Origin of the sequence: Bacteroides sp. AR20, from assembly GCF_964250605.1 — a bacterium.
GTDB lineage: Bacteria > Bacteroidota > Bacteroidia > Bacteroidales > Bacteroidaceae > Bacteroides > Bacteroides uniformis.
In genome coordinates this window covers 299,521-322,456 of record NZ_CAXUGK010000002.1, presented here as the reverse complement: position 1 = coordinate 322,456, position 22,936 = coordinate 299,521, and the positions used below count along the sequence as shown (strand labels likewise).

17 protein-coding genes and 1 pseudogene are annotated in these 22,936 nt (G+C 45.3%); 2 read left to right on the top strand and 16 right to left on the bottom strand.

From position 1 onward, the window contains the following. Window positions 1-260 precede the first annotated feature (260 nt). The 11 genes and pseudogenes from ACESTD_RS02550 to ACESTD_RS02500 all read right to left on the bottom strand — a co-directional run. Window positions 261-1,547: pseudogene (locus tag ACESTD_RS02550) on the bottom strand (RHS repeat-associated core domain-containing protein); the annotation flags it as partial. A 115-nt stretch (window positions 1,548-1,662) separates the two neighbouring features. Further along, on the bottom strand, window positions 1,663-2,115 hold the full coding sequence (locus ACESTD_RS02545) for a hypothetical protein (protein WP_035447390.1): 453 nt from the start codon (window positions 2,113-2,115) through the stop codon (window positions 1,663-1,665). Between the two features lies 1 nt (window position 2,116). Continuing rightward, the gene (locus tag ACESTD_RS02540) at window positions 2,117-4,231 is read right to left on the bottom strand and encodes an RHS repeat domain-containing protein (RefSeq protein WP_370528675.1); all 2,115 of its coding nucleotides are present in this window, start codon (window positions 4,229-4,231) and stop codon (window positions 2,117-2,119) included. 251 nt (window positions 4,232-4,482) lie between these two features. Then, window positions 4,483-4,692, bottom strand: a complete 210-nt coding sequence (locus ACESTD_RS02535; RefSeq protein WP_035447395.1) for a hypothetical protein — start codon at window positions 4,690-4,692, stop codon at window positions 4,483-4,485. Next, window positions 4,673-11,173 (bottom strand): RHS repeat domain-containing protein, encoded by a 6,501-nt coding sequence (locus ACESTD_RS02530; protein WP_373158601.1) that lies wholly within the window; start codon window positions 11,171-11,173, stop codon window positions 4,673-4,675. Before ACESTD_RS02530 ends, ACESTD_RS02535 begins: the two co-directional genes overlap by 20 nt. A 91-nt stretch (window positions 11,174-11,264) precedes the next feature. Further along, on the bottom strand, window positions 11,265-11,366 hold the full coding sequence (locus ACESTD_RS02525; protein WP_005825315.1) for a smalltalk protein: 102 nt from the start codon (window positions 11,364-11,366) through the stop codon (window positions 11,265-11,267). Between the two features lie 26 nt (window positions 11,367-11,392). Continuing rightward, window positions 11,393-11,833, bottom strand: a complete 441-nt coding sequence (locus ACESTD_RS02520) for an N-acetylmuramoyl-L-alanine amidase (RefSeq protein WP_057256718.1) — start codon at window positions 11,831-11,833, stop codon at window positions 11,393-11,395. Between the two features lie 169 nt (window positions 11,834-12,002). Continuing rightward, window positions 12,003-12,497, bottom strand: a complete 495-nt coding sequence (locus ACESTD_RS02515) for an HU family DNA-binding protein (RefSeq protein ID WP_117588936.1) — start codon at window positions 12,495-12,497, stop codon at window positions 12,003-12,005. Window positions 12,498-12,682: 185 nt separating this feature from the next. Then, window positions 12,683-13,546 carry a DUF4373 domain-containing protein gene (locus ACESTD_RS02510; protein WP_005834029.1) on the bottom strand — a complete coding sequence of 288 codons (864 nt, stop codon included), beginning with the start codon at window positions 13,544-13,546 and terminating at the stop codon, window positions 12,683-12,685. A 47-nt stretch (window positions 13,547-13,593) separates the two neighbouring features. After that, window positions 13,594-13,908 (bottom strand): hypothetical protein, encoded by a 315-nt coding sequence (locus ACESTD_RS02505; protein ID WP_057089647.1) that lies wholly within the window; start codon window positions 13,906-13,908, stop codon window positions 13,594-13,596. Window positions 13,909-14,009: 101 nt separating this feature from the next. Then, the gene (locus ACESTD_RS02500) at window positions 14,010-14,153 is read right to left on the bottom strand and encodes a hypothetical protein (protein ID WP_022400608.1); all 144 of its coding nucleotides are present in this window, start codon (window positions 14,151-14,153) and stop codon (window positions 14,010-14,012) included. A gap of 180 nt (window positions 14,154-14,333) precedes the next feature. On the opposite strand from ACESTD_RS02500, the gene ACESTD_RS02495 reads away from it, so the two are divergent. Both ACESTD_RS02495 and ACESTD_RS02490 read left to right on the top strand, forming a co-directional pair. Continuing rightward, a complete protein-coding gene (locus tag ACESTD_RS02495) occupies window positions 14,334-15,056 on the top strand; it encodes a helix-turn-helix domain-containing protein (protein WP_005825301.1) in 723 nt (240 codons plus the stop codon). Window positions 15,057-15,211: 155 nt separating this feature from the next. Beyond that, on the top strand, window positions 15,212-17,176 hold the full coding sequence (locus ACESTD_RS02490; protein ID WP_373158602.1) for an ATP-binding protein: 1,965 nt from the start codon (window positions 15,212-15,214) through the stop codon (window positions 17,174-17,176). Here ACESTD_RS02490 and ACESTD_RS02485 read toward each other — a convergent pair. The 5 genes from ACESTD_RS02485 to ACESTD_RS02465 all read right to left on the bottom strand — a co-directional run bounded on the left by ACESTD_RS02485 (window position 17,166) and on the right by ACESTD_RS02465 (window position 22,825). Continuing rightward, a complete protein-coding gene (locus ACESTD_RS02485) occupies window positions 17,166-19,397 on the bottom strand; it encodes a TonB-dependent receptor domain-containing protein (protein WP_120172994.1) in 2,232 nt (743 codons plus the stop codon). The genes ACESTD_RS02490 and ACESTD_RS02485 overlap by 11 nt on opposite strands. A gap of 34 nt (window positions 19,398-19,431) precedes the next feature. Continuing rightward, window positions 19,432-20,421 carry a DUF4249 family protein gene (locus tag ACESTD_RS02480; RefSeq protein WP_120172993.1) on the bottom strand — a complete coding sequence of 330 codons (990 nt, stop codon included), beginning with the start codon at window positions 20,419-20,421 and terminating at the stop codon, window positions 19,432-19,434. A 17-nt stretch (window positions 20,422-20,438) separates the two neighbouring features. Then, a complete protein-coding gene (locus tag ACESTD_RS02475; RefSeq protein WP_310592613.1) occupies window positions 20,439-21,362 on the bottom strand; it encodes a thioredoxin domain-containing protein in 924 nt (307 codons plus the stop codon). Window positions 21,363-21,432: 70 nt separating this feature from the next. Beyond that, a complete protein-coding gene (locus ACESTD_RS02470) occupies window positions 21,433-22,410 on the bottom strand; it encodes a hypothetical protein (protein ID WP_005834017.1) in 978 nt (325 codons plus the stop codon). Window positions 22,411-22,429: 19 nt separating this feature from the next. Beyond that, window positions 22,430-22,825, bottom strand: coding sequence for a DUF3244 domain-containing protein (locus ACESTD_RS02465; RefSeq protein WP_005834014.1), 396 nt, complete (start codon window positions 22,823-22,825; stop codon window positions 22,430-22,432). Window positions 22,826-22,936 lie beyond the last annotated feature (111 nt).

Here is a 22,936-nt window from a genome sequence, read left to right as displayed (position 1 = left end):
TGCTCTGCGTCCGCGTCTCCATGCGAATGAATCGATCCTACAAATCTCTCACCGTTAGGAGGTAAGCTTATAGATACGCTGTGCTCTCCTTCATTGGCTGCACTATAAGAATATCCCTTTAGCTTTCCCTTTTGCTTAACTTCATAAATAGAAGAGCCCATTTCACGTTTACGTATAATAGATGCACCATTATAATACATACCCCAATCTTTAGCTGCTGCTCTTTTAGTCTTAAACAGATCACCAGGAGCATATTCCATACCATTTGGGTCTATGAACTTTACCGGATTATCGGCACAATAAGTATACGGACTCATCGAATAATATTTCTCTGCCAACGGGTCATTCGTCGTAAACCGTCCCAACGCAGCATCATAATGTCTCGCCCCATAATCATACCAATTCAAACCCTTCTTCGTGTCAAACTCCTTACCGTTATACTTGTAAGGCTGGGTATTGCCTGTAGTGCCAAACACACCACCGAAAGGGTAGTAATGGTTCGTTTCCTCCACAGTACCAGACTGGTTGATCACTACACGGTTGTTACCCTGATGATCTTTCAAGTAGTAATGATACTGCTGGGTACCGGTCAGGTTGATGTAACCCTCTTCTGTGAGTAACAACTTCTGAGTACCGTTTTCATAGATCACATTACCGCAATAGTCAGTCGTTGTGGTTGTACTACCTATCTTATGGACTGTTCTCAGTTTCGTGCCGTCAGCACCATAAGTATAGGTAATCGTGCTACCATCACTGAACGATACCGTACTCGGCAAATTTAATACATTATATTGAATATCGGTAATTCCCTTATTCAAATCTTTCGTTAAATTACCATTGACATCGTAGGCATACTCCCCTGCAGCGCTTGCACCGTTCACAAAGGCAGTGTTTGTACCGTATGCCGCGGTACTCACGGCATCCTCCACACGGCTCAACTGATTGCCGTTCAGGGTGAAAGTCAGATTATCAAGCAGGCCGTAGGCACTGGCACCAGTCTGGCCATAACGCTGCAATCCCTTGATATTGCCGTTCTTGTCATACCCCGTAACGTTCTCCGAAAAGCGGTTGGCGTTCGTGCTGATGCCTGCTGTCTCGCCATAAGTAGCATTCAGCAGACGGTCCAGTCCGTCATAAGTGGACTTGTAGCCGCGGACGGTGCTTGCCGTTCCTGCCTTCCACGTCATGCTGCTGATGCTGCCGTTATACTTGGCAGGTCCGTTGCCGGTGTTATAATACAGATTCTGCGTGAACTTCGTTCCGCTGACACCCGTCAGCCAGCCGCGTACATTATAGGCGTAAGCCTGCCTGTCCGCGTCGGAGCCGTGCAGCGACTTCGATTGCAGACGACCAAGGTTATCATAAGCATAGGCAGCAAGCGTCACCTTCGCCCCTCCCAATGTATGCTCCACCTTCAAGAGCCTGTCCGCATGGTCATAGCTGTAAGTGTATGCTTCCGTCCGGCTGTCCTTCCCGCTTGCCGTGTGCGTATGCGTCACCGTCAGCGGCTTGTCCGTAAAGGTATAGGCCGTGGATGTCACGTCGTACCGGTAACGGAAAGCGTACCGCTCCAAGTCAGCATGCTCCTATATGAAATTCCCTGCTTACATCCAACATAAGCAGGGAATTGTTTAGATTATAGAATCAGAGATTCTTAATATATCAATATTCGAGCCAAAAATAATCAGGTGTACGTAAAGTATCCCACAACAAAATACCACCGTTGGAGCTACATGAAATTACAATATTGGGAATATTATCAATCCGGTATCGGAACGTACTATCTATGACCCTTTTTCCACAATATAATACCGTATCCAGAGATGTGACACGTATCTTTATTTTTAAACTATCATATCCGCTTTTATCGAAACGGGTGATTTCCATTCCAAGCCAATCTTCATGGTAGTCCAATATTTGGTCATCCGTCTTGTTCACATACAGTCCATTAAAAACAAGGCTGTCATTCACCCAACATTGGATATAATCTTTACCGGTACGCTCCTTAAAACCAGTACCTACTCGAATCATGAAATCATTCTCTGAGTCCAAATGACCAATGCACGCCACCAGCATGGCAAGTATGATTATAAAAATAAATATACGTGTCTTCATATTACTGCCTTCTTTTAAGTTTTTGCCTCCAGTTAGGAATATGCCTATTCAACTTGTTATGGATATAATTATCTCGGACTGTTTGTATCTGAGAACGGTTTAACTGAGTTGCTTTAAGATAATCTCCATCAAAATCTTGAATAACTTTTTTCTGTGTCATCAAGTTTTCCACATTCATTGTATGCCCCAATCCTCCTGAATGACCAAGTTCGTGAGCAAAAGTCCGGTTATCATCATTGTTCAACATATTAGAAACCGCTTTCGTTCCTATTTTCACATCCAGACTATTTTTATAAGTCTCAGCCATAACTACACTTTTATCCGTTTTTGTCAACATATCTTGATCAACAATCTGCAAAACGTGTTCAGTGTCCTTTATATCATCCACCGAGTTGACAGTTCTCAATTGCATATCCATAGTCGAAACAAAGTCATCACCTGAAATCGTATATGCGGCATTCACTTGCTCTACTATTTGTCCAGCCAAAGTCTTTATATCAAGCTCCTTATTATTAGAATTATTTATCAAAGCCGCTCTTACCGTAATTTTATATTCTATCTTATCCGTTTCACGATTATAATGGGTTTGCACGCGCCAATCATTTCCATCCGGATCAATGCGACCGACAGGCTCATTTCCACAATAGACATAAGGAGATACTTTAAAATGTTTGTCATATAAAGCATCAACCGTTATAAACCTTCCCAACACCGCATCATAATGCCTCGCCCCATAATCATACCAATTCAAACCCTTCTTCGTATCAAGCTCCTTACCGTTGTACTTGTAAGGCTGAACATTGCCTGCACTTGCAAATACCCCGCCGAAAGGATAGTAATGGCTCGTCTCTTCTACCGTGCCGCTCTGGCTGATGACTACCCGGTTATTCCCCTGATGGTCTTTCAAGTAGTAGTGATACTTGCTGTCGCTCAAAGTAATATAACCCTCTTCGGTAAGAAGCAGCTTCTGGACTCCGTTTTCATAGATCACATTGCCGCAATAGTCAGTCGTTGTGGTTGTACTGCCTATCTTATGGACTGTTCTCAGCTTTGTGCCGTCGGCTCCATAAGTATAGGTGATGGTACTTCCGTCACTGAACGTTACTGCATTCGGCAAATTTAAGAAATTATATGTAATGCCGCTAATACCTTTGTTTAAATCTTTAGTTAAATTGCCGTTGGCATCATAAGAGTACTCATCGGCGGCATTGGCACCGTTTTTGAACTCGAAGCCGCCATTGTAGGTGGAAGCCGCTACCGCATCATCCACGCGGTTCAACTGATTGCCGTTCAAGGTGAGAGTCAGGTTGTCTATCATGCCGTAGGCGGTTGAAGAGAGTTGCCCGTAACGCTGCAATCCCTTGATGTTACCGTTTTTGTCGTAGCCCGTCACGTTCTCACTGAAACGGTTCGCGTTCGTGCTGATACCTGCTGTTTCGCCATAGGTGGCATTCAGCATCCGGTCCAGTCCGTCGTAGGTGAACTTGTAGCCGCGGACGGTGCTTTCATTCCCGGACTTCCAGGTCATGCTGCTGATGTTACCGTTGTAGCGGGCGGTACCCACACCCGTATTGTAGTACAGGTTCTGGGTGAAGCGCGTACTTGTGATGCCCGTCAGCCAGCTGCGGAGGTTATAGGCATACGTCAGCTTGTTCGCCGCAGAGCCGTGCAGGGACTTGGTACTCAGACGGCCGAAACTATCGTACGTATAGTCTGCCAGAGTTATTTTGGTTCCTCCCAAAGTATGCTCCACCTTGCTTACACGGTCTGCATGGTCATAGCTATAGGTATAGACTTCCGTACGTGTGGACTTGCCGCTTGCGGTATGGCTATGCGTCACCGTGGCGGGCTGTCCCGTAAAGGTATAGACCGTATTAGTCACGTCATAACCGCCCAAAAGATTGTTCTGTACGACTTTAGTTACACGCCCCTTGACGTCATAGTAATAGCCTTTGTAAATTTTAGTACTGCTGCCGGATACAGTCACCGCGCTTCCTGTCAGGGAGCCTTTACTGTAGCCCGAAGTGTCGTTCGTGAACTGGCTCGTCGGGAAACCCGTACCGCCCAGTTCTGCACATGCACCACCTGATCGGAAGAAACCGTCTTGTTCGTGCACTCCCCCTGTTGCGTCAGCCGTCCACCGTTGTCATACACATACTCCGCGAGCTGCGCATCCGGAAGCTTCTTCCAAGTGCAGAGATTACGGTGGTCGTCATACACACAATAGGTATCCTACGTCTCGCTGATAGAATAACAAAAACTATCCTAACATACAAGATATGGAATATCTGATGTTAGGATAGTAATTAGATAGATTGGTTTTTAATCAACCTATATCAGAGGAAGACAGTAGTTCGTTACGACGAATTAACCTAAAGCATCAGGCTCTAATAAATCTGGATGTAGTATTACTGATTTATCTAATGCTCTAACAAAATGAGATTTATGGGAATATAATACTTGATACTCCTCACTCTTCTCATTTGCCCAAACTTTCAAAACTACAGCCGCTTCTAAGGGTAAACTCTTCCCGCAGAAACAGCAAACAACCATTTCTTTATTTAATATTCCATCCATAATTTTTCGCTATTCTATTAATAGATTTTTGAGACCAATTTCCCATTGTTGTTATTATACCTTTCCTCCCTTCTACAACAGCATTAAATCTACCGGGAGTAATTTCATGAAGATAAACTGTAGCTCCATCAGCCTGAGTAAAAGCCTTTCCTACAGACTTTGTTACTCTTACTTCATTCACAGAAAGTACCCCTCCTCTCGTTGCCGTTGTTCCAGCAATCCGTTGCACTCCGTGAGCAGTTGATTGTATTGCATTTTGAGTACCTCTTCCTGCCACCTTTCCTACAGCCCATCCTATTGCCTTCCCCAACAACATACCGCCAAACTCTCCGGCACCAAAGCCAAAGGCAGCTTCGCCTATAGGTCGCGCAATAGCATCTATAGAACGACTGTTCAGAGAATTGAAAAGGGCAGACTTAGAGTCTTCAGATAAAGGACTGGTTTTACCTAAGAACTGATTCTGAAGTTTACCGCTGGAAGCTATCAAGTCAAAAGCATTAACAGCCTGATTGGCTAAGATACCTCCATTCTGATAGAAGTTCAGATAGTTGTCATTACCTAACGCAATAGAGGCAGATGAACCGATATTAGTATAGCCTTTTAAGGCTTCACTGCCTTCCTGCCAACGTAAATTCCCTTGTTTATCTTCATACCAGTCAGCTCCTGTTGGGTCTATTCTGCTGATAGGGCTGTTACCACAATAAGCATAGAGACTTGTTTTGAAGTAGTTTTCAGCAGAAGGGTCCACCGTCTCAAACCTCCCCAACGCCGCATCATAATGCCGTGCCCCGTAGTCATACCAGTTCAGCCCTTTCTTCGAGTCATACTCCTTGCCGTTGTACTTGTAAGGCTGAACATTACCTGCACTTGCAAATGTACCGCCGAAAGGATAGTAATGGCTCGTCTCTTCTACCGTGCCGCTCTGGCTGATGACTACCCGGTTATTCCCCTGATGGTCTTTCAAGTAGTAGTGATACTTGCTGTCGCTCAAAGTAATATAACCCTCTTCGGTAAGAAGCAGCTTCTGGACTCCGTTTTCATAGATCACATTGCCGCAATAGTCAGTCGTTGTGGTTGTACTGCCTATCTTATGGACTGTTCTCAGCTTTGTGCCGTCGGCTCCATAAGTATAGGTGATGGTACTTCCGTCACTGAACGTTACTGCATTCGGCAAATTTAAGAAATTATATGTAATGCCGCTAATACCTTTGTTTAAATCTTTAGTTAAATTGCCGTTGGCATCATAAGAGTACTCATCGGCAGCATTGGCACCGTTTTTGAACTCGAAGCCGCCATTGTAGGTGGAAGCCGCTACCGCATCATCCACGCGGTTCAACTGATTGCCGTTCAAGGTGAGAGTCAGGTTGTCTATCATGCCGTAGGCGGCTGAAGAGAGTTGCCCGTAACGCTGCAATCCCTTGATGTTACCGTTCTTGTCATACCCCGTCACGTTCTCACTGAAACGGTTCGCGTTCGTGCTGATACCTGCTGTCTCGCCGTAGGTGGCATTCAGCATGCGGTCCAGTCCGTCGTAGGTGAACTTGTAACCGCGGACGGTGCTTTCATTCCCGGACTTCCAGGTCATGCTGCTGATGCTGCCGTTGTACTTCGCAGTACCCACACCCGTGTTGTAGTACAGGTTCTGTGTGAAGCGTGTACCACTGATTCCAGTCAGCCAGCTGCGCAGGTTGTAAGCGTACGTCAGTTTGTTGGTGCTCGTTCCGTGATACTGCTTGGTCAGCAAACGACCGAAGTTGTCATAAGTCGCATCGTACAGAGTGATTGAAGTGCTACCAAGACTATGCTGCACTTTACTTATTCTGTCCGCATGGTCGTAGGTATAGGTATATACTTCCGTGCGCGTACTCTTGCCGCTGGCACTATGTGTATGGGTCACAGTCTTCGGTTTGCCGGTAAAAGTATAAACAGTGTTCGTCGTATCATAACCCTCCAGCAAATTGCCTTGAACCGTTTTTGTGATGCGTCCCTCAAAGTCATAATAATTAGCCGAATAAAGTTTTGTACTGCTGCCAAGAACAGTGATCACACTACCGGTGACATATCCTTTGGCATCGATTGTTGCCGCAGGAAAGCCGGCATTATCGAAACCGGTCAGACTACGGAAGGCATAGTCGTCATAATAGTTTACTCTATGGACTTCGGGCGACACCAAGGCAAAGCTTGATGTATATCCACTGTTACCCAAACCGCTGTTGCTATTCACCCGTGTACATGATACAATAACATTCGAAACTGCAGCCGTATTCGTATTGGAACAAACGCCCTGCACTGCCAGACGATGGAACTTATCATACAGATAGAAACTCCACTGCTTAGAGGCATACTGCTTGCCATCCTGGGAAAAGATCATATTGTCTGCCTCATCGTACACATAGCTCACGGCAGAAGCACCTGGAAGCTTTTTCCAATTACAACGGTTACGGTTGTCATATTTGTACTGGAAAGCATATTGATCCAGGTTTGACACACTCTGATACATCGGTTGTAATACGAAGCAAAGGTTATCCAAATCGTTATACACATAATAAGTATCATGCTGCTCGCTACCCTGCATCTGGCGTTCCAGCAATATATGGCCTTGTTTGTCTGTGAAAGTATAAGAAACATGTTGGTCTTCGTCAATACGTTTCACCACGCGCAACTGTCCGGCTGCATAAGTACCGTTGTTGACAAGTGCCCCAGACGAACTTACCGAATAGTTAATGCAATTCACATCGGAAGAATTAGCCAGATAATCCATAGTTACAGGTTTTGATGCCCATGCCGCTCCCGGAGAGTATCGCTTCAGAATGCGGTCTAATGGGGAAACACTGTAAACAGGCTTGCTGTAGGGACGGGAATCACTTGAATAGTTGCCCGGAGCCGCACTTTTGATAGCCGAAGGAGACATATAAACAGAGGAGGAAACAATTGGGAGCCAACTCTCCGAACGACGTCCTGCGCCATCATATTCTTGTAACGATATCAAATTACTTCCGGCAGGAGTAATTCCCTTTTGTACCTTCTGGAAGAGACGCCCCAAGCCGTCATAATAATCATAACTTGCCATATACTTGCTACCTGCTGCTGCAGTCATAGCATGAGTGCGAACGTAATTCTGCGAAGTGCCGTCAGGAGACCACTGATAGAAGTACGAGGCAATAGGATTTTGGTTATGATCCTGCACATCAGATAAACCACCCAAAGCATTATAGAGATAGAAATCCTTAAAACCAGTTGCTTTTCTTATCTCCTTCAGCCCATAAGAAGGATTGTGAAGCCAGGTTGTGACCTCGCATTCCGGGAAGGACGTTTTCAGTGCATAGAGGGCCGTCGTATTGGGTGAACCGGCAGAACACAAAGCATCCAAACCTGTTGTTCCGAGCCGAGACACTACTTCCGCATAAGTGATACCTTTGAGACGGGCAATCGGCAAAGAATATTTATAGCCCCACAAATAGACCACAGACATGTTGTCGGGAGTAGTAACTTCCACCGGATTCCATTTACTATCATACCTATAAGAAACAGTTCTTTTCTCAGGATACAAACTACTATATTCTTCACTGGACTGCAAGGTGAATTTAGAAAAGACGTCCCCATACGTATTATTCAGATACAGCGTCGCTCCTCCCGATGTTCGTTGGTAGTTCTGTACAGCATCAAGCACGTTATTAGCCTTGAATTCATCTTTGTAGGAAGAAACATCCGCTGCATAAGCATAGCTTTCCATTACATAGCCCGAACGGCTGGTACTTGTGCGGCAAGTAGCTATCTGGTTACGACTGTTGTAGGTATACAGTTTTTCCTGCGTCACCGGTACACCATGGGCATATTCCGTCGAAACTTCCCGTTTTAACCGTATATCATAGGTAAGATGCGGATATAAAGTTATCTCAAAACGTCCGTGATAAGCCAATGGATTTCTAAAGCTCACCGTCTGTCCTCCGATGTTTTCATTATAGGTGATACTGCCGGAATAGCAATTAACCGGACCCACATAGTTGTCCCTTACACGGATGTTGGTCAATTCTTGCCACTTGTTTGCAATCTCATATTCATAGGTGTCTTCCCATACCAAGATATTACCGGCATCATAGATACTCTTTTTCAGTAGTCGCCCATTATAGTTGGCAGGCATATAAGCCAAGGTAGCATCATAATCCTGGCCGGCTATGTTACTGAATACGAGTTCCTCTCTCCCCGCATCCAGAAAATCGCGCTGCTTGACGACACGGCTGTAACCTACAGGATTGGCATTGGGCGCAGAAGCTGGTGGAGTTTGCGCCTGAGCATAAAAACGGCGGAAAGTGTGGTAACTGGTAGAAGGGCGTATCACTCCTTCAGGAGTTGTGGTATAGCTTCCGCGCCGGACATTAAAATCATCATAGAACTTGACTGAGAACATCAGAATGCCAGAGGTCTTGTGATTCTCGCTTTCATACAAGTAACCGGTACGTTCCAACACTTCACCTGTATTATTCTTTTTAGTAATGGTCTTGATTCTCACTCCTCCGCCAACTTTCTGCAATGTGTCTTTGTTTACTGCAGTTCCACCGCCTCTATAGGTCAAAGTAGCAGAACTGGCATTGCGGGTAGAATAACCTTGATTGGTAACTGCAGAACTCAATGTACTTGTCAGGACATAATCTCCCGCTTCCAATGTGAACGACTCGTTGACATGATACACATGCCCACTGGTATTTTGTGAAGTCACTTTGTACGATTTAATGACACTTCCTCCGGCACCGAGTTTCCGCAAAGTGGTTCCGGAGCCGATGACTTGATTGACTTCATAATCGGGAAAATTGACTTGAGCATCCACCGTCACTACCTGCGTGGTGGGCAGAGTGAAAGTAGCGGAAGGCGTCACTATCAGGTCGTTGTTGTTGACAGTATTGACACCTTTGACTTGTGCGTCATACTTATTCAAATCCTCTGCAGAAATGAAACGATTGTCTCCTACAAAAGTGTGAGGTTCAAACTCAAACTCCACACTGCCGCCCGTAGGATATGTGATTTTCTTCAGCATATTGGCCGTAATATACTCCCGGCTACAATTTCTGACAGCGGTAGAACCGGATAAAGGAACATTCGTCAAACCTTCCAGGGAGGGAATCAATGTATGAACACGGTTTGTAAGCGTGGAAGTATTCTGCTGTCCATTGTAATATCCCCAATAGTCTATGGCAAAAGAAGTCTTATAAGGCAAGTTCACAGCTTCATTATAAGTGAATGTATGCTTTTCACCCTGCGAAGTGCCATTTTTTCGAAGTACAGAAAGCAGTTTCAGACGTTTACGAAGTACGCTGGTGGGTATGGTAGACGACGACCCATAATCGTCCGATGACAAGTAATTACCGCCGACTGATTGTTCGGGACAAATGAAGTAATCATAATTGAACTGGTAAGAATACACATCCTTCCCGTCCAACTTACTCTTTATTTTCATGTTTGTCAGTTTTCCGGTAGTTCCCGGATAGCGGTCTTCACGACTTCCCATCTCGAAAATCACTTCTTCCGTATCGGTTTCTATCTTGCTTAAATAGCAAGTCTGTGAAATGCCGGCAGTAAAGTTCCGTTTTATATAGTCATTGTCCGGAGGAGTACCTACGGTATAATACTCCGACATAACAGGCACCGAATAGCAACTGGCGGTAACATAGGTTAGAGTGATAGTATGTCCCGTCACATCCGTCATACTTGTCAGCATATAAGTCAAGGGAGCATTGGAAGTTACAAATGCATAAGGCCTGAAGGCATAAGATGTGCCTGCTTCATCTGTAATGATCACTTTTTCAGCACTATGCCACACTTTGCAATTCATCCTAGAACCGATAATGACAGGAGTCTGACTTTTGGGGTGCAAGAAGTATTTGAATGATCTTCCTCCGGGCAATGCAACTTCAAATATATCTCTTTCACCTTGCCCTATAAGGCCTTCATTAATAATTCCATTGGTCGTATTACTCGTATTGGGGTCGAACATTAAATTTCCCCACAAATTCATCAGTTCCTCGGTCCCCGAACGGTAGTTCAACGTATCAGCACTCTGTACTTTCCAGTGATATTTTATTTTCTCCCATTCAGCCCAAGTAGCAAATGTACCAGAGGTCGCGTCTACCTTGCCCACAGCATTAAGGTTGACGCACCCTCCTGCCAAAAGATTCCAACCAAGACCTACCCACGTAGCTTCTTGAGCCACCTTGACTCCGCTCGCATGATAAGACAACGTAATGGGTAGTTCTATACGCCCACATTTAAGGGTATATAGCGGTATAGAGATATCAGGTGTTCCTGTGTATTCACTTACAGGAATGTTTCCATACAATTGCATACCTGCCGCTTCGGGAATAGCAGGTACATAATCATTTATCCGCAGAAGATGATTATTCATATCTCCACCGTCCTGTGCACGTACCGACTGCGTTGTACCACATAACATAAGAAGAGATAACAATACTTTTATTCTATTTTTCATATTCAATGAAATTTATATATTTCTTAAATAAGTGCGCCTGAAGTAGGTATTTCGGCTTCCGGCACACTTTTTTAGTTTTGTAATACTGTTTTTACAGTGGCATCGCCTGCACGCCCAGCACACTGGCTATGGTGGCAATGATGGTACCCACAATTTTCAAGATATCTTTCCAGGTTTCTTTGCTTATTTTCATAATTCCATGTTTTAAAGATGATTGTTCTAAAATTCTTTACTTACCTCGAAGCACGGACACTGCTTCACCCACTCCCACGGCTCCACCTTCCCGTCACCGTCCAAATCGGGACTGAGGTCGCGGTGGCCGCATACACGGGCGTTCCGGAACTGTTGTAGCAGCTGGTGCACCAGCAGGTGCAGGGCCGAACGCTGCTCCGGCGTACGGGTATCCTTCGGATTTCCCCGGGCATCCAGTCCGCCTTCGTAGCAGATGCCTATCGAATACTTGTTGTGACCGCGACAATGCGCACCGGGCAGTTCCAGGGAACGGGTTCCGAGCACGGTACCGTCTCTCCGGATATAGTAGTGGTAGCCCGTCGTGCGGAAGCCGCGACGGCGGTGCTCTGTCTCCAGAGCTTCGGGAGTGAGCGCATGGCCCTCTCGCGTGGCGCTGCAATGCACCACGATGTAGTTAATTTTTCGCATGAATAAGTAGTGAGTAGTTAGTAGTTAGTAGTTGGTAGTTGGTAGTTAGTAGTGATTTACGATTTGACGATTTACAATTGAGATTACTCTTCGTATCACAAATGCCTGCATAGGTACGATTATTCAGCAGTACGAATTTCAATCGTAAATCGTCTAATCGTAAATTCCCTTATCCCAGCGGATTATTTCCCTGGTCTCCGTCGCTGCCGCCATCACTGCCACCGTCGTCGTTGCCGCCCGAACCTGCCGTGTCCTGAAGGTCGAAGCGCACGCACTTCACCCCGGTCACCAGCGAACGGGTAGACACCGTATGGTCCAGATTACGCTTGGAGGTGGGCAGAAAACGCACTCGTAGTGTGGACTGGGTAGCCGACACCTTCAGAGGGTCTTCCACACCGTTCATGGTGGACTTCATCGTAAGGCGGAAAGTACCCAGACCGTCCAGCGTCACGCTCTCGGAAGACTGCAGGTGGCGAGTCATCACGGTCACCAGGTTGTCGATGACATTCTTCGAGTCACCCGTAGAGAGGGAAGACAACTCCGCAATCTCCTTGGCCACCTGCTCGGTGTCCACATTCCCCGTCAGCACCACGCGGGGATAGAAAAGCTTCTTGCCCTCTTTGTTGGCAAGAACCGACTGAAATGATTTGTAAATTACTGGCATAGTAGTTTTGTTTTAAAAATTAATAGTTTGTCTTGAAATTCAAGGATTCGTTTTTTTCAAATGAAACAGCATTGTTTTATTTTTGTGTATTAAGCTTAACCACATTGCAAAGATAACGCTATCCGGAAAAGTGTGCAAATTAAAAAAACCGTTTTTCTTCATGAATTTATTCACAAATCGAAAACTTACTTACAGCACAGGCTCAGCAGGTATCGCCCCGGTTGCCGTATCTTGCCATGACTCTCGCGCAAGGCATAGAAGCCCTTCCACAAAGGGTGGCCGATAGCACCGAAATTACTTTTGAGGATAATGGCATACTGCTCTTGCGGAGGAATATGGAACTGCTTCAGATTGAAAAGCAACCCGTCCAGGTTGCGGTCCGTGCCATCCTGCGGCGGTTGCAGTTGCTCTATTTTCCGAAGATATTCCCCCTCCGCGGATGGCACATCCGCGCCCTCAGTGCCCCCGGTTCCGGGGGAACTATGGAGGAGGGGATTTTCTTTGCTGTGTTGTGATGTGCTATGCTCTGCTGTGCTATATGTACCCGATGTCGCATTTTCGGGCTTAAATGCTGCACTTTCGGCAGCGGACGGCACGCTTCCATTGGCAGACGGCACTCTCCCGGCGGCAGTCGGCGCGGCCTCGTCATCGCTCTGAGAATCATCCACCAGACAATAACGTGTGTCTATGGCGGAAGATTTCCGGCGCTTGGTACTGAACAGATACTGCCGCTGTATCTCGGCAGAAGTCAGGATGGCGTATTTGCCGAAAAGGGCGGCATTGAAAATGCCGTACTCCACAGCCAGGGCAAGAATGCGCTTCACGTCGGCAGCCGTCTTTTCATAGAGGCAGGCGGAAAGGTCTTCGTAGAAAAGCTCGTCGGCACACACGTAATAGCCTTCGTCGGCATAAATGCAGGAGAGGGCGCCCAGCAGAATGGCAAAGGAGCCGTCACCCTCACGTTTCATGATGCGGCGCACCAGACGGTCGTGCATGAAGTCTGTGTTCAAGGGGAAATAGTCAAGTCCCCGTTTTTTGATTCTGGACATGGTTTGATGATTAGGGGTTAGTGATTAGGGGGAGAGAGCGGCTTGTATCATTCTATATCACCTGCTTCGCATAGGCGTTTCCGCTTGCGGAGCACGCTTTCGCGCACTACCTTCAAAGCATTCAGAATAAGATACATACGAAGGGTACAGTCCGAAATTTCAGTGATGACCGGATAACGGAGGGGATTGCTTGCTGGAAGTGAGCGACGGTAGCGGGCGTTGCTCATCGCCCTACGGCATTCCTTGCAATAATTGTCGGGGGCAAGCGTACGCTTGTCTACATAAAAAGAATCAACGGGCAGTTCTCTGTGGCAACATCCACAGAAACGAACATTTTTTTCAATAATCTGTTCCATAATCATTTTTTGTTAAGAATTAGTACAATAATATTTTTTTCGGCACGCCCCTGCCAAAGATGCTTGTAGGGGCTGTTTGCTGGAAGTATATATCCAGCGTATTCTATCTATACATCCAGCGCGTTGCATCTATACTTCCAACGCACCTCATCTATACATCCGGCAAGGTGGATGCCCATTTTTTCAAATTCGTAAGTATTTTTGCTAAATTCGGATGCTTCCGGATAAAAGACCAGATGTGTATTTTCCATAAATCCCTCCCTTTTATTTGCATTTATAAAACATGATATGTATTTTTGTCCCAACAAAGATAATGCTGTTTTCATTTATAAAACAAACAAATCGGGAATTAAATTCTTAAATAAGACGTAAGACAGTATAAATGAGGAGATAATAGTTTCTGAATAATTTACACGTAAAAACTGAAGAATATGGCGAATGACAAAGACCCGGTATTTTGTGCGGCAGACATCATAAAACGTGCCAAACTGGCGAAAGAATTCAAGACAGACAGCGAACTTGCCGCCTTTCTGGGTATATCACGCTCCACACTGAGCAACTGGAACGCCCGCAACAGCATCGACTTCCCCCTGCTGCTGGGCAGCCTGGACGACGTGGACTACAACTGGCTGCTGACGGGAAAGGGCTCGCCTGCACATCATTCAAAATTCTGTGACAATGACTTGGTACAAGGTGAAGTGGAAATACTTCACACACCGAAAACAGCCGACCCTATGGACGACCGTAGCGTGACCCTCTATGACATCTCTGCCGCCGCCAACCTGAAGACACTGCTGGCTGACCGCCCGCAGTACGCCTTGGGGCGGATTGTAATTCCCAATATCCCTGTGTGCGACGGTGCCGTCTACGTCTCGGGCGACTCGATGTATCCCATCCTCAAGTCCGGTGACATCGTAGGCTTTAAGTCCATCCGCGACTTCACCGACGTCATCTACGGTGAAATGTATCTCGTCTCCTTCGAACGGGGCGGCGACGAATACCTGGCAGTGAAATACGTCAACCACTCGGAACGGCCGGACTGCATCCGTCTGGTGAGCTACAACAACCACCACGACCCCATGGACCTGCCGCTGGCGGCAGTCAATGCAATGGCCATCGTGAAGTTCTCGATAAGGAAGAATATGATGATGTAGAGGGCGGCATTATCACCGGAAATTTCGTAAGAAAGCTCCTGGCAAGGAGCATTCAACAAGCAAACAGAGAAATTATACAAAAAAAGCTTGTAATTTATTCTTTTATCTTATTTTTGCGATGCCATAGGCATAATAATAAGTATCCGGAAAAAAACATGCTTATTCCATCCAATAGAACAAAGAGGGAGTGCATTCTTTCAAGGTTATGTTTTCTAGTGCTTTCAGTATGGGTGTTCCTACCTTCCGCAGCACAGAACAATCCCTACAAGATAGACGATGCACTCTACCCCATCTACCAGCGGGCTTCCAAGCAGGCACGCCAGCAGGAGGGGTTGCTGGTGGCCGACACTTTGTATCAACAGGCTCTGAAGCTCGGTGACAAAAAAGCACAATGCCTGGCATACATCATCCCCCTGCAGTTCTATATATCCCAAAAAGATGATAGCAAAATAGAAAAGGCATCCACTGACCTGAAAGAGATTTCACGTGCCAATAACTATCTGCAATATTATTATCACGCTTGGAGCAGCGAAATCATCTACTTCCTGAACCAACAACGCTCATTGCTCGCCTTGCAGAAAGCGGAAAAAATGAAAAAGCAAGCTTTTGCCGACAGATACCCTTACGGTATCTTCAGCTGTATCCGAGCCATGGGGCATATCTACAAATCACGCGGAAACTTCGACCTCTCCGCCCAATACTATCAGGAAGCCTTGGACTATATGCTGAAGAATATGCCCGACCAAGATCCCAGCCAACTATACTCAAGCCTTGCCGAATATTACCGTAACACCCAAAAAGATTACGCCACCGCACTGGACTATTGCGAAAAAGCCTTGAAGAGCGCCAAAACAGAACGGAACATAGCCCAAGCCATGATAGAGAAATGCCTGGTACTATTCCGGCAGGGACGTATAGATGAATTCAACGACTGCTATAAAGAAGCCGTACAAATGGCGGACCGTTGCAAGCTCTCTGCCAGCGTTTCCCTACTGATAGCCCACATCAGCAAGAACATACTGGACAAACAGTATGAGCAGGCCCATGCCCACGCTGACCAATTGTCCGAGGAAGGCTTGCAACAACATGCCTACATTTACGAATGCGCCAAAGACTATCCCAATGCCATCAAATATCTGAAAAAATACCACCAGCAGTTGGATTCGACGAACAATCTCCTGCAACTGTCGGACATCGCCGAACTGAACACCCAGATAGGCGCCGAACGTCTGAAAATGGAAAACATACAGGCCACCTCGCGCTACCGCATCACTCTTTTCAGCATTGTCACCGGCTTTTTGCTGTTATCCCTGCTTTTCCTGATGCTCTACCTCCACCGCAAACGTAAAGTCAACCTCGAACTATGCCACAAGAACGAGGAACTTTCCGAAGCGCGCGACCAAGCCGAAGCAGCCAACAAGGCAAAGAGCATCTTCCTGCAGAACATGAGTCACGAAATACGGACACCGCTCAACTCTATCGTGGGCTTCTCACAACTCATCACTTCCCCCGACGCGAACCTTTCCCAAGAGGAAAGGCAGGATTTCTGCCATCTCATACAGCACAATTCCGACCTCCTCCTTACACTGGTGGGGGACATCCTCAGCGCAGCCGAGTTGGAAAGCAACAGATACACCATGAAGATAGCGCCGCACAGTTGCAACAAGCTCTGCCGGGAAGCCATAACCACCGTTGAACACCGCAAGCCCGAAGGCGTGAAGCTCTACTACACCTCCGAAGTGGACGACTGCTACGAACTGAGCACCGACGGGCAACGTGTGTGCCAGATACTCATCAACTTCCTTACCAATGCAGAGAAACACACCACACAAGGCGAAATCCGCCTGCACTGCTCTCTCACAGAGAATCCCGGATACGTCACCTTCTCCGTCACCGATACCGGTACCGGCATTCCCCCGGAATACTCCGAGACCATCTTCGAACGCTTTGAAAAGGCCGACAGCTTCGGGCAAGGCACCGGTCTGGGACTCAATATCTGCCGCCTCATCGCCGAACGGCTGAAAGGGAAAGTGCTGCTGGACAAGGAGTACAAGGAGGGGGCAAGGTTCGTGTTTGTACTGCCGGTGGAGGAAAAAAATAAGAGTTATCTCAAAACTTGAAAGAATAGGTCAGCGAAGGGACGATGCCATAAAGATACAGTTTATAGATACGCCCGTTTCCTACAGAAAAGTGCCCTTGCCTCCCTGCATAAATAGAGAACACATTTTTCCGGCTATAAGCATTGATGATGGAAAGGCTCAAGTTGCGGTCTTGCCTGATACGCCACGTCGCCGAAAAGTCCAACTGGTGGAAAGCCGGAGCACGATAACCGTTCCGGGCAGAATAAATATAGACCAGTACATGTTCCGATTCATACTTTCCAATGGGGAGCGTAAGATTCATCCCCGATGCATAGGAGAAAGTGGAAGACAGAGACCAATGTCTGTTCATTTCCCAGTTTACGAACAATTTCAGGTTATGGGGACGGTCGTACACCGGTCTGTACTCCTCTCCTCCTATACGGTTACGCGCACGAGAGAGAGTATAACTAATCCATCCGGTCACGGCTCCTTTATTCTTTGACAAGTAGAATTCCAATCCACACCCTCTGGCAGAACCGGTTTCGACTTCATCCTCTATCCAGTCATTCTGAAAAATATCGGCATTTTTCCGATAATCCACCACATGGCTTGTCCGGCGCATATATGCCTCCAGCGACAATGTATATTCCTTATCAGGAAAATTGTACTCATATCCCAATGCCAGTTGGCGCATGACGGAGGGCTTCAACAGTGCATTGGCAGGCATCCACATGTCCGAGGGGATACCTACCGAAGAGGTGGTGAGCATGTGTATGCTCTGTGCCGCTTGTGTATACGATGCAGAAAACCGGTGCGAGGCATTCGGAATAAAAGAGAGCTCGGCACGGGGTTCGGGCATCACAAATGTCTTGGCTGCATAATAGGCAGAGGCCGGTGCATGCAGTACGGACAGCCTGACCCCGGCATTCAGAAGAAAACGGGGCAAGAATTTATAATTTGCCTCTGCATACAATGCCGCATCCCACAAACTCTTGCGCGGCATTTGCGAAGGAGTGATGTTAGAATCCTTACCGGACTTGCCCACCTCACCGGGCATCGTAGTGAAATAATGTAGGTTCACCCCTCCCTTCAAGGTCAGCAGATTGTTCTGATACCTCTCCCAATCCGACTTCAACTGATACGACTGCATGTTCGACTTCCACACATATCTCAATCCGTCCGACAACGATTTATACTTATAATAATAGTTGCTGAAGACAGCACTCGTATTCACATTCGTCTTATCATTCAGTATATGGTTCCAACGTATGGTAGCCGTGGCATTTCCCCAATCCATCCCATAGCCTTTCACCAGCTTGTTGAACACGGTATGGTCGCCTCCGCTATACAAGGAAAAGAACATCCGGTTCCGAGCATCCAGCGTTCTGTTCACTTTGGCATTGACATCATAAAACCACATCTGCGGTTTGGATGTCAGATTACTTCCCAACAGTCCGGCTACTACCCCCGGATATCCAAACCGGCCGGAAAGCAGATAAGAGCCTTCTTTCTTCTTCAAAGGTCCCTCCAACAGCACTTTCGAGGCTATCAACCCCAAGCTGGCACTCCGTTCACGTTCCTTGCTGTTGCCTTCGCGCATACGCACGTCTATGACGGATGAAGAACGACCGCCATACTTCAGCGGGAAGAACGATTTGTACAAGTTCACCTCACGGATAGCATCGTTGTTGAACACCGAGAAGAAGGACAATACATGGCTGGGGTTATAAACTACAGCCTCATCCAGCAAGACCAGATTTCCCCATTGGTTACTGCCCCGTACAGAAATATTGTTTGCCCCTTCATTGCCACTCTGCACTCCGGGTAGAAATTGCAATGACTTCATCAAATCCGGTTCTCCTCCCACAGATGGCAATGCTTGTATTTCCTTTGCTTCTAAAGCAAATTGTCCGCTATGCTTGCGGCTTCCCACTATCTCGATACCTTTCAGCCAATAATCATCGGGAGTCAATGCGATATTCACCACCATGTTTCCTGATAAAGTCAAGGTATCCCTCCAAGTAACATACCCCAACATGGAACATTGCAATATACATTCCCCCTTGGGAAGTAATATGGAATAAAGTCCGTAAGCATTGGTTGCCATTCCCGTTCCCGACCTTCGTTCCAGCACATTGGCATCCGAAAGAATCTCACCCGTTTTGGCATCCGTCACACACCCTCGTACAACAACCTTTTGGGCAACCACTGCCTGACAGCTCAAAAACAAAATACAGAAATAAATCAGCGACCGTTTCATTAGCTTTATCTTCTTACGATTACAAAACAACACATCATCTTTCCCCCGTTGCAATGCCTTTTTCAGAAACTGCACTCACACGGAAGCAACCATACGCCCCGCCACTTATATTGCTGCCCACCGATGACGGTGCAGGCGTATAAGCACCACCATCCGACCGAAACTGACGTATCATCTGGTCGAAAACGTCATAACAACTCTTGGAAATGGTCTGCGCCCATACATATAGGGAATCTCCCATGGGATAATCCCAACCCGGAGGATAACCCAAAGGATTTTCTCCGTCGTCAATCAGAAAATCAACCACATTCTCTTCAAGATACTCATCGCTCAAGATAGAATATCCCCAGAATTGGCCACTACTTAATAGAAACTGAGGATGCTTAAGAGAATAATTTGTATAACTATTTGCATTCAATTGAAACAGATAGTAATTGTCTACTCCAAAGGGATTGATAAAACTGATACAAGGTGCCCATGTATGCCCTTTCTCGTTAAAGTCAAAACGCTTCAATTTCATATCAGTAATAGGCAATGCAGATTCCATTCTTTGAATATCAGACTTATAATGTTTTCCTCCATAAAAAATATCCAACTGATAAGAATGCCCTTCTATACCATAAATCTTGGTAGTGGCATACATACCCCGGCAAGAAATATTATCATGCCCGGGATTCACTGCCACACGTGCAGACTTCTTCTGATAATAATCGTAATAGTCATAAAAGACCCCACCATAGTCATCATACGGATGAAGCACCTGCATTGTGTCCTTAATGCCATCCGTACAATCAGTCACTATCATAGTAGCATCTTCTATTCCTTCGTATTGTCCGTCTTGACCCGATATTAAAGCAGGTTTTCTCAAAAGGAAAAAGTAAGGTGGATTCTCACTGGTTATCACCCCGTTAAAAACAATTCCATCAAGCATAGAATCTGGAATATCAACATCAAACTCCTCCTCACAACCTGACAAAAGAAAAAGCAGACACAACGTCCATATAATACTGAAATACCTCACCATAATAGCCAAGATTTATTTTACAGTTCCAATTCCTGCTTCAAGAGTCTAGTCAGCTCTTCATAAGAATTTGTGATATATATCAATCTGTCATTAATGATAATGGTAGGAGTGGCAAATAGTCCCCGTTCCATCAATTTGTTGATGGTATGATTTACCCTATCATAATTCACCGCAGACAGCAGTTCTTGCTTATATTCTTCGACATCCAGACCCAGTCTACTGGCAGTAGCAAAAACAAACGCAGAATCGACCAAAGCCTCATGTTCAAAAATGGCATCATGAAACTCCCAGAATTTATTGTATTTGACGGCAGCTTCACATGACAAAGATGCAAGAGTAGGCTCATCGGCGAAATTAATAAAGCCGAATCTCACTTTATCCTTGTATTCACTATAAATCTGTTTCAACGTCTTTTCAAAGTCAACACAACGTTTGCAATCAAAGTCGGACGCTACAATAAAAGTGGTAGCAGCATTAAGATTCCCTCTATAATGTACATTCAAGTCACTAATAACACATTGAGGCTGTTTGGGAGGATAAAGATATCTTTTTATATCTGCTTTATTATACAGTGAATCTGCCAAATGCTGAATTACAGCAGCCCTTATATCATTTCTCAAAGAAATATTCCCTTCAATACTTCCTGAAGACACTTTGCTAAGCCTTTCTCTTGAATGGAGGACACGTTCATCTACTGAGCCGAACATCATAAGCAGGCTGTCTTCTTTACCATTTATCATCTCTTTTACATAATCATCAAGAAAAACATTGAACGTTTTCCCCACGGCAGCAGCTTCCTGCTCAATCAGTTTATGCTTAATCAAATCGTCCAAGGCTTTCAACTTTATTTCGTAAGCTGTATTCAATAAATCAAAAGTTTCCTGAGTAGTTAGTCGGGACAACTCTGAAGCACTGATTTCATAGCCATTCACTTCTGCCACAATGCTCTTGTCCCGATTGGAACAAGAGCACAGAAAAAAGAAATATAAAAAAATAAGATACTTCATATCGCTACGGCAGAGGGACTCTTCCAAAATTAGGATGATACAGATTTCTTAACACAAAGTCCTCCTTATCCGTATTCAAGACAACATAATATCTTGTATTATCTGTTCCTTCTATTCCATGCATACCCGATGATATACTTGAAGTATCTTCTTTATATCCTTTATAGTGCTTCAACCAATTTTTGTTACTGGAATCTTCATCATCAACATAAATTATTCCTCTATCAGTAAATGCTGGACCATCCAATAAAACCCCATATGTGATAGATTGTTTTGGACCAAGTCCAAAAGGTGGTGTCCATTGAGGACGAGGGTAAGGAGGATAGGCCCAAGCTAAAGCAGCATTAGTATCCACTATTGTATAACCAGCAAGATCTTTAACTGACGAAAATCTTGTATCAGTACTACTTATGCTATTCTTATTATGCTTATCATCACAATCATGATAACGAACAAGAACATCCATTGTACCACCAAACTGAGAATAATTTATATGATTAACAAGAAATACCCCACCTGGATAATACCTATTTGCTTCAGTCAAACAAAATTTAAAATTCACATTACCATTACCATCCACATATGTATCTCCCACTGGACCTGAAACTTTAGAATTCTGTCTAGTATCTTCTGCATCTAGATGAAGAGTTAACTCTTTGTACGTACCACATGAACCAACCTTGAAAACTCCTACTACGTCAGTTGTTGCGGCATAAGCTGTACGCATAACCCTTTCTTTAGCAACAGACAATCTGTTCATCAATTTCTGTTCATACTCATCCATCGTAGCCTGAATGGCCTGTTCGTCGGCTATTGTCTCAATTTTGGCAGAATCAGCTTCAGCGCTGGCGGCTCTGGTCGACAATTCATAATCCTCGGCAGCCCTGGCAAGCTCTGCATCGTTCTCCAATAAATCGTAGCTGTTGCTGCATGAGCAACAAGCCAGCGCGCCCAAAAAGGCGAACAGCAAATGTTTCTTCATTTTTTCTTGAATTATAGTGTTAGTACGTAAAATCCCCGTATAATACGGTATCTCCGATAGTAATTTCTATACGGTAAGCTTCTCCTTCATTTAATAAACCTGCTAAATTTAGTATTATCTCAGAAGTAGAAGTAGAGTACGAATCAGAAAGAATGGTTTCATTAGTAAAAAGGCTGGTAACTGAAACCTCAACATCAGCAGTACTCTTTAAATCTACTGATATTAATTCGTAATCCGAATTCAAATAAGCAAATACTTCGAATGGAATAGTAGAACGTCCTGCTTTCTCCGGAGAATTTTTAGAATCGTGCTTTTCCAATCTTATTTTCCTTTCATTCTTTTGATATTGTCCTGCATTTACACTCATAGAAATAAAGGAAAATAGACATAACAATAGTAGTTCTCTTGTCTTCATATTAATTAATTCAATGGTTTCGAGACAAAGGAAGATTACTTTCTTATACTAACAAAGAAAAAAGAGGTAATAAAGGTAACAACAACGGGTAACAAAAGTAACAAAGGAGAA